6 protein-coding genes are annotated in these 7,510 nt (G+C 72.8%); 5 read left to right on the top strand and 1 reads right to left on the bottom strand.

What is annotated here, in order from left to right:
• Positions 1-92: 92 nt before the first annotated feature.
• The gene (asnB, locus tag ACFWZ5_RS43390) at positions 93-1,940 is read right to left on the bottom strand and encodes an asparagine synthase (glutamine-hydrolyzing) (RefSeq protein WP_384892575.1); all 1,848 of its coding nucleotides are present in this window, start codon (positions 1,938-1,940) and stop codon (positions 93-95) included.
• A 214-nt stretch (positions 1,941-2,154) separates the two neighbouring features.
• Here asnB and ACFWZ5_RS43385 point away from each other — a divergent pair, with 214 nt between their 5' ends.
• The 5 genes from ACFWZ5_RS43385 to ACFWZ5_RS43365 all read left to right on the top strand — a co-directional run bounded on the left by ACFWZ5_RS43385 (position 2,155) and on the right by ACFWZ5_RS43365 (position 7,469).
• Positions 2,155-3,456 carry a lysine N(6)-hydroxylase/L-ornithine N(5)-oxygenase family protein gene (locus ACFWZ5_RS43385; protein ID WP_384805282.1) on the top strand — a complete coding sequence of 434 codons (1,302 nt, stop codon included), beginning with the start codon at positions 2,155-2,157 and terminating at the stop codon, positions 3,454-3,456.
• A 94-nt stretch (positions 3,457-3,550) separates the two neighbouring features.
• Entirely contained in the window at positions 3,551-5,245 is a 1,695-nt protein-coding gene (locus ACFWZ5_RS43380) for an FAD-dependent monooxygenase (protein ID WP_384805280.1), read from the top strand.
• Positions 5,246-5,336: 91 nt separating this feature from the next.
• Entirely contained in the window at positions 5,337-5,759 is a 423-nt protein-coding gene (locus tag ACFWZ5_RS43375) for an SCP2 sterol-binding domain-containing protein (RefSeq protein WP_384805278.1), read from the top strand.
• Complete coding sequence (locus tag ACFWZ5_RS43370; RefSeq protein WP_384805276.1) at positions 5,759-6,430, top strand: TenA family protein; 672 nt, start codon at positions 5,759-5,761, stop codon at positions 6,428-6,430. Before ACFWZ5_RS43375 ends, ACFWZ5_RS43370 begins: the two co-directional genes overlap by 1 nt.
• A 55-nt stretch (positions 6,431-6,485) precedes the next feature.
• The gene (locus ACFWZ5_RS43365) at positions 6,486-7,469 is read left to right on the top strand and encodes an LLM class F420-dependent oxidoreductase (RefSeq protein WP_384805274.1); all 984 of its coding nucleotides are present in this window, start codon (positions 6,486-6,488) and stop codon (positions 7,467-7,469) included.
• The last annotated feature ends 41 nt before the right edge of the window (positions 7,470-7,510 follow it).

Raw genomic sequence — 7,510 nt, 5'->3', positions numbered from 1 at the left:
AAGTGGCACGCCCCCCAAGCCCCATAACCAAGCGCCGCATCCCCCACCCGGGCGCCCCGCCGCACGAACCGTGCGGCGGGCAGCCGTCCGCGTCAGAGCGCGAGCCGCACCCCGTACGTCGTCAGCCAGCCGTGGAGCTGGAGCACCATCTCGATGTTCAGGCGGCTCAGCCAGTGCGCTCCGCCGCGCGCCTCGGCGGCGGCCCCGCGGGCCGCGACCGGGTCGAGCAGGGGGAGCACCGGCGAGTCCGACGCGTCGAGCAGCCGGGCGAGTTCAGCCCTGAGGATCTGGCTGTAGGCGGGGTCCTGGTTGACCGGGAACGGGCTCTTGCGGCGCTCCACGACCGACCGCGGAAGCAGCTCGCCCACGGCGGCCCGCAGCAGGCTCTTCTCCCTGCCGTCGAACGTCTTCAGCGCCCACGGCACATTGAACAGGTACTCCACCAGGCGGTAGTCGCAGAACGGCATCCGCACCTCGAGGCCTGCGGCCCGGCTCAGCCGGTCGTCGCGGTCGAGGAGCCGGGGCAGCCACCGCAGGACGTGCAGATGGCAGATCTCCCGCATCCGCCGCTCCTGCCCGCCCTCGCCGTCGAGGCGGGGGACCTCGGCGAGGGCCTGCCGGTAGCGGTCGGCCCCGTACGCGGCCAGCTCCAGCTTCTGCAGCAGCCCGCGGTCGAAGAGCCCGAGCCCGAGCCCGCGCCGCGAGGCCTCGTGGGAGTGCTCGTACGCGACCCAGGGGAACTGGTCCGCGGCCGTCAGATCGGGCTCGTGCATCCAGGTGAAGCCGCCGAAGATCTCGTCGGCGGCCTCGCCGGAGAGCGCGACCGCGGAGCGCTCCCGGGCCGCGCGGAAGATCAGCAGCCCCGCGACGTCCATCTCCGCGAACGGCGTCGGCCGGTCCTGGGCGCGCAGCGCCGCCTCGCGCAGCCGACGGTCCAGCAGATCCGCCGTGCCCAGGACGACATCCGTGTGGTCCGAGCCGACGTGCCGGGCCACCTCCGCCGCGTACGGGGCGTCGGGGGTGGTGCGGACGTTGTCGGGGCGGAAGTTCTCGGCGTACCCGACGAACGTCGCGGTCGCCGTGCGCAGGGTGCCCGCGGGATCGAGGGCCCGGGCCGCGAGCGCCGTCACCGCGCCGGAGTCCAGGCCTCCGGAGAGCAGCGAGCAGGGGGAGGTGGCTCCCGTCACGGCGCGGGCCACGCTGTCGGCGAGCAGGGCGTGGACGGTGGCGACGGTGGTGTCCAGGCCGTCGGTGTGGGGCTCGGCCCGCAGCGTCCAGTACGCGCGCTCGGCGCTGCCGGGGCCGACGTCCAGGACATGACCGGGCCGCACCTCGTCGATCCCGCGGAAGACGCTCAGGCCCGGCGTCTTGGCCTGCGTGAACAGCTCCCGCAGCCCTTCGGCGTCGAGGACGGGCTCCACCAGGGAGTCCACCAGCAGAGCCTTCGGCTCGGAGGCGAAGTACACCGCCCCGTCGAGCCGGGCGTGGTACAGCGGCCGGACGCCGAGCCGGTCCCGGCACAGCAGCAGCCGCCGCCTGCGGGCGTCCCACACCGCGAAGGCGAACGCGCCGTCGAGCCGCGCCGCACAGTCGGCGCCCCACTCCAGATAGGCGTGCAGTACGGTCTCGGCGTCCGTGCCGTCCCGGAAGCGGTGACCGCGCCCGGCCAACTCGGCGCGCACCGCCGCGGCCTCGTACAGGACTCCGTCGAAGGCGACGGCCGCCCGGGGCGGCTCCTCCCGCCCGACCGCCCGCGGACGGCCGGGCTCCGGGTCCTCGGCGAGCCCGCCGCGGGGCCCGGCAAGCGCGGCGCCCCCGGCGGGCCAGATCCGGCCCTCGCCGGGACCCTGCCCGGTCAGCGCCGCGGTCATGGCGTCCAGCGTCGGCCGCTGGTGTCCGGCACCCGGGCCGGGGGCGAACCATCCGGCGATACCGCTCATGCGGAACTCCCTGTGAGGAAACGCGTGATGGCTGGGACCGTGCGGACCAGCGGCGCTCAGTGTGGAGCCCGGGTCTGGGACGGCGGTCGAACCTCGCTGAACCGTCGGGGCCGACGGCCCGCCCAGACGTTCTCGATTCCTCCACCACCTGCCCCGGCCACGCTGTGGGCACATCGGTCCGCACAGGAGATCCGGACGGAAGAGGTGTCAGACCATGGTGTCGACCACTGGCGAGACGGGGAGCGCCGGCAGTCACGGCGCGGACGCCGTGGCGCACCACCAGGTGGCGGCCATCGGCGCGGGCCCCGCCAACCTGAGCCTGGCGGCGCTGGCCGACGAGGCGCTGCCGGGCGGTGTCGTCGTCTACGAGCGGCGCCCCGAGCACGCCTGGCACCCGGGCCTGATGCACCCGGGCGTACGGCTGCAGACGTCCTGGATCAAGGACCTGGCCACGCTGGTCGATCCCCGCAACCGGTTCACCTTCCTCAACTACCTGGTCACCACCGGGCGGATCTACGCCTTCCTCAACGCGCAGTTCGACGCCATCCCGCGCCTGGAGTACGACCGCTATCTGGCCTGGGCCAGCGGCGAGCTGGGGACCATCCGGTACGGCGTCGACATCACCGGCATCCACTTCACCGACCGCTTCGTCCTGACCGGCGCGGGCGGCCCGGTCGCCACCTGCGACCACCTCGTGCTCGGCACCGGAACCCGGCCCCACGTCCCGGACTGCTTCGGCGACGGCGAGGTGACCGGGGTGCTGCTCGCCGAGGAGGTGGGCGAGCACTTCGAGACCTGCCGGTGCGCGCCGTACGAGCCCGCGATCGTCGTGGGCGGCGGGCAGACCGGCGCCGAGGCCGTACTGAGCCTGCTCCGGTACGGACTGCGGGACATCCGGTGGATCGGCCGCAGGCCCTGGTTCGCGCCCCTGGACGACTCGCCGCCCGCCAATGACTTCTTCCGGCCCGCCTATCTGCGGCACTTCCAGACGCTGCCGAGCCGCACGCGCGAGCGGCACGTGTCGGAGCAGATCCTCACCAGCGACGGCGTGTCGATGTCCACGCTCCAGGAGCTGTACCAGCTCAACTACGAGACCTGGCTGGGCGAGGGCCGGTCCCCGGTGATGATGCTCCCCGGCCGCGACGTGGTGGCGGCCGAGAACCAGCACGACCTGGTCGTCCTGCGCTGCCTGCGGGCGGCCGGCGGACAGGAGCGGCACACCGCCCGCCATGTCGTCCTCGCCGCCGGGCGCAGGCCGGGGCCGTTGCTGCTCGCTCCGGACATCCTCGGACCGGGCGAGAGCGAGGAGCCGTTCATCGAAGCGGACTACTCGCTGCGCTGGAAGCACGGCGACCGGCACAGGATCTTCGTGCAGAACCGGGCCCAGTCCACGCACGGGGTCGTGGACCCCAACCTCAGCCTGCTCTCCGTACGCAGCGCCGTCATCCTCAACTCCCTGCTGGAGCGCGAGGTGTTCACCATCCGCGACGAGCAGGTGCAGACGCTGTGGGCGTGAACGGGCCCCGCCGCAGTGCCCTGCCCCGGCCGGCGGCGCGTCGCCGACTGCCGCGTCATCGAGCAGCCTGATCGAGCAACCTGGAGGACAGCAGATGCAGGACGAACAGACCCAGGACGAACAGACCCAGGTCCTGATCGTGGGCGGGGGAATGGTCGGCCTCGCGGCCGCGGTGTTCAGCGCCTGGCACGGGGTGCGCACGCTGCTCGTCGAGCGGCACCCCGAGATCCTGGTCCATCCGCGGGCCCGCGGCATCAACGCCCGATCCGTCGAACTGCTCCGCCAGGTCGGCCTGGAGGAGCGGCTGTTCGCGGCCCGCGGCGAGGGGATCGTCGCCTCCGACGAGGACTCCTCGCGCATGCTGGTCGCCGACTCCCTGGCCAGCGCCGACCACAGCTTCGTGGACCTGGCGACCGGCGAGGCCGAGGGGGTCAGCCCCTGCGAGTGGTGCCCCATCGACCAGGACCGCCTGGAGGGCATCCTGCGGACCCGCGCCGAGGAGCTGGGCGCCGAGATCCGCTTCCACACGGAGTTCGAGGAGCTGACCCAGGACGCCCTCGGCGTCACGGCCGTCCTCCGCGACCGCGCCACGGGCGAACGGCGCACCGTGCGCGCGGGCCACCTCGTCGCCGCCGACGGACAGCGCAGCCCGGTCAGGGAGTCGCTCGGCATCCCCGTCGAGGGACCCGGCGTGCTCCTGCACACCGTGTCCGTCGTCGTCGAGGCCGACCTCGGCAAGGTCCTGCGGGGACGGCGCTTCGGCTTCGCCTACCTCAACAGGCCCGAACAGGGCGCGGTGATCTTCCCGCACGACGGCGACAAGCGCTGGTGCTTCGGCACCCCCTACCACCCCGACCGGGGCGAGACCGTCGACGACTACCCCGAGGAGCGGTGCCTCGACCTGTTCCGCGAGGCCACCGGCGACCCCACCCTCACCGGACGCCTGATCGCCCAGCTCCCCAGCGACGGCACCAAGGTGCTGCCGTTCGTCATCGGCGCGCAGTGCGCCGAGCGGTTCAGCGAGGGGCGGGTGTTCCTGGCCGGGGACGCCGCCCGGATCGTGCCCCCGACCGGCGCGTTCGGCGGCAGCGCCGGCATCCAGGACGCGCACAACCTGGCGTGGAAGATCGCCGCCGTGGTGCGGGGCGAGGCCGGCTCCGAGCTGCTTGCCACGTACGACGCCGAGCGCCGCGCGGTGTCGGAGTTCACCATGGAGCAGGCCATGGCGCAGATGGTCGGGCGCACCGGCAACAAGGCGGCCGACGTCGGCGGCGTCCGCGTCCACGACTGGTGGTCGGTGGTCCTGGGATACCGCTACCGCTCGGCCGCCGTCCTGTCCGACGAGGCCGACGGGGGCGATGGGGCCTACGGGGCCGAGGGGGCCGACGAAAGCCCCGCCATCCCGCCGCAGCTGCTCTGCGCCCAGCCGGGCACGCGCGCTCCGCACCTGCCGCTGGAGCGCGACGGCGCGGCACTCTCCACCCTCGATCTGTACGGGCGCCACTTCGTCCTGGTCGCGGGGGCGTCGGGCGAGGCATGGCGGGAGGCCGCCGCGCGGTCCTGCACCGCGCTCGACGTCCCGCTCGACTTCCACCGGATCGGCGGCGACCTGCGGGACCCGGCGGGGCGCTGGGCCGCCCGGCACGGCGTCAAGGAGGGCGGAGCCGTCCTGGTCCGGCCGGACGGGTTCGTCGCCTGGCGCGCGGAGGACGGCGACCGTGCCGAGGAGCGCCTCACCGAGGCACTCACCCGAGTCCTGTCGACCCGGCCCGTCGACCGAGCCAGCTGATCAAACCCACCAATCAAACCCACCGATCAAACCCGTCAATCAAGCCTGCTGTTCAAGCCTGCCGTTCAAGCCTGTGATGAAGGAGATTGCCATGTCCGATCTGGCCGTGCGCTTCGAGGAACTGGTCGCGTTCGTAGACGCCACACCGAAGGGCGACGTCGAGAAGGCGCTCGCCGACAGGACCGGCGGCGTCACCGCCGCGCTCGACACCGTCTACGAGAAGCTGGCCTCCACCTTCAACCCGGCCAAGGCGGGCGGCGAGAAGGGCACCTTCCAGTACGAGGTGTCCACCGACGAGGGCACCAAGGAGTACTACCTGCACGTGGAGAACGACACCTGCGTCGTCGGCCACGGCACCAAAGAGGGCGCCGACGTGATCATCGGCATCAAGCTCGTCGACATGCTGCACCTGGCCACCGGCAAGCTCAGCGGCCAGAAGGCCTTCATCACCGGCAAGCTGAAGCTGCGCGGCAACGCGTTCTTCGGGATGAAGCAGGGCGAGTGGTTCGACTGATGCGGGACGAACTGCGGGCCGCGGCCCAGCCCCTCCTGGACAAGCTCAAGGACCATCCGTTCTTCGTCGGGCTGCGGGACGGCTCGCTGGCCGGGGGCGCGCTGCTGCACTTCGCACGGCAGGACGCGGACTTCCTCCTGCCCGGCTACGGCCGCGCGCTCGCCCGCACCGCCGCGCAGGCCCACGACCACGCCCACGCGATGGTGTTCGCGAAGATGGCCGTCGGCACGCTGGAGGCACGCCAGGCCATGGCGATGGGCTACGACATCATGGCGGACCAGCTCGGCGACGGCCACGACGACTCCTGGCGCGCGGTCCCCGCCAACCCGGTCACCCACGCCTACACGACGTTCCTCGCCTCGGCCTCGGCGAGCTCCCTCGCCGAAGCGGTGGGGGCGCTGCTTCCCTGCTCCTGGTTCTACATTCAGATCGCCGACGACCTCCGGGACCGGCACGACCCGGGCGCCCGGTACGCGGAGTGGGTCAAGGCCCTCCACCCGGGCGACGACTTCCGCGAGGTCCTCGACGAGCTCCTGACGGTCGTCGACGAGGTGGGCGAGCGCTGCTCGGCCGACGACCGCGCCCGCCTCGCGGCGAACTTCGTGACGGCCGCGCGGTACGAGTGGTCGTTCATCGACGCGGCCCTGGTCCAACTCGACTGGCCGGTCTGAGCGTCCGGCCCCCTGTTGCCTCTGCCTTGCTGCATCTGCCGATCGGAGGGTGCGTATGCGCCTTGGACTCAACCTCACCAACTTCGCGTGGCCCGGCGCGCCCGAGAACCTCGGGCCGGTGCTCGGGCGGATCGCCCGCACGGCCGAGGAGGTGGGCTTCGACAGCTTCTGGGTGATGGACCACTTCTTCCAGACCCCGCTCAACCGCGGTCCCGAGGGCACCTGTCCGGAGGCGTACGCCACGCTCGGCTTCGTCGCGGGCCTGACCTCCCGGATCCGCCTGGGCACGCTGGTGACGGGTGTGGTCAACCGGCACCCCGGCGTCCTGGTCAAGACGGTCAGCACCCTGGACGCGCTGTCCGGCGGCCGCATGTACTTCGGCGTGGGCGCGGCCTGGTTCGAGGAGGAGCAGCGCGGCCTCGGCATCCCGGTGGTGCCGCGCGCCGAGCGCTTCGAACGGCTCGAGGAGACCGTGCAGATCGCCCGGCGCATGTGGAGCGGGGAGACCGGACCGTACGAGGGCAGGCACTACCGCCTGGAGCGGCCGCTCAACGAGCCCAACTCCCCGCAGCGGCCGCACCCGCCGATCCTCATCGGCGGCCAGGGACCGAAGAAGACCTTCGGCCTGGTCGCCCGGTACGCCGACGCGTGCAACGTCTACGAACTCCCCGACCCCGACATGATCCGGGAGAAGCTCGCGCAACTGCCCCCGAACCACCCGATGCGCCGCAACGCCCACATCAAGCCGACCGAGGTGATCCGCAGTCAGCTCGCGGTGCTGCGGGAGCGCTGCGAGGAGGTGGGCCGGCCCTACGGCGAGATCGAGAAGACGACGCTGGGCACGGGCGCGCTGACCAAGGACGGCGCCGACGGCTCGTACACCGTCCAGAGCGCGGTCGAGCGCTTCCACCGGCTCGCGGAACTCGGCGTCGACCACGCCATCGTGGAACCGCCCGCCCCGGCGGACGAGGGCGCCCTCGACCTGTGGGCGGACGTGATTCCCGAGGTCGCCGGGATCGTGCCGGCGGGACGGGGGTAGCCCCCTGCGGCGGACGAAGGCCGGCGGGGGCGGCAGGAGAC

Origin of the sequence: Streptomyces sp. NPDC059003, assembly GCF_042740445.1 — a bacterium.
GTDB lineage: Bacteria > Actinomycetota > Actinomycetes > Streptomycetales > Streptomycetaceae > Streptomyces.
Note: the sequence above shows the minus strand (reverse complement) of the source record. Positions and strands in the feature narration are given on the sequence as shown.